Origin of the sequence: Streptomyces sp. NPDC059900, from assembly GCF_050270335.1 — a bacterium.
Taxonomy (GTDB): Bacteria; Actinomycetota; Actinomycetes; order Streptomycetales; family Streptomycetaceae; genus Streptomyces.
Map to the genome: position 1 here is coordinate 1 of NZ_JBNNJZ010000929.1, position 635 is coordinate 635.

General features: G+C 69.6%; 1 protein-coding gene. It reads right to left on the bottom strand.

Translation table 11 applies throughout. From position 1 onward, the window contains the following. On the bottom strand, positions 1–450 hold a 450-nt coding region (locus ACQKIP_RS45820), incomplete at its 3' end, for a tetratricopeptide repeat protein (RefSeq protein WP_427745708.1). Positions 451–635: the final 185 nt, after the last annotated feature.

Genomic DNA, 635 nt, shown 5'->3' on the forward strand with positions numbered 1-635 from the left:
GCCGTGGACCTGATACGGCCGGCCGCCGATGGCCGCGAACCACTCGCCATAGGCCTTCTCGCCGGCCGCTCGCCAGTGCGGCGCACTGAGGGCGAGCTTGTCCTGGCGCAGGTAGCAGTCGGCCAGCAGACGGTGGGTCTCCTTGTCGCCGGGCGCAAGATCGAGGGCCCTGGTCAGGTACGTCTCGGCATCAGGGAACTGGTTGGCCAGCAGCCCGGTAAAACCGCGCCGGCGCGCAGCGTGCAGGTTCCGGGGGTCTTTCTGCAGAACCCGCTCGTAGGCGCGGGCGGCCTCCTGGAATTCCCCGGCCTCGAACAGCGCATCGGCGTCGCGGCTGCCACCCCGTGCCGCGGCCGGGTAACCCGGCAGCGTCGCGGACGCGGCGGCACCCGTCAATACGGCGGCGCTCCGTAACAGCGAACGCCGGTCCCACGCACGGTTCTTGGTCACGCCTTCTCCTCGTGCTCGTCGTGTCGTCACGTGCTGTGCCGGCAGAGGCCTGATGCCGCTGCCGCGCACGCTGTGGCTGGTGACGTTCACTGAAGACGGGGGGTTGTTGCGGGGGCGTATGCGTTTTTCCATACGCTTCCGATACACCGCGGGTTCCGGATGCCAGGGCACCAAGTCGCCGCCGG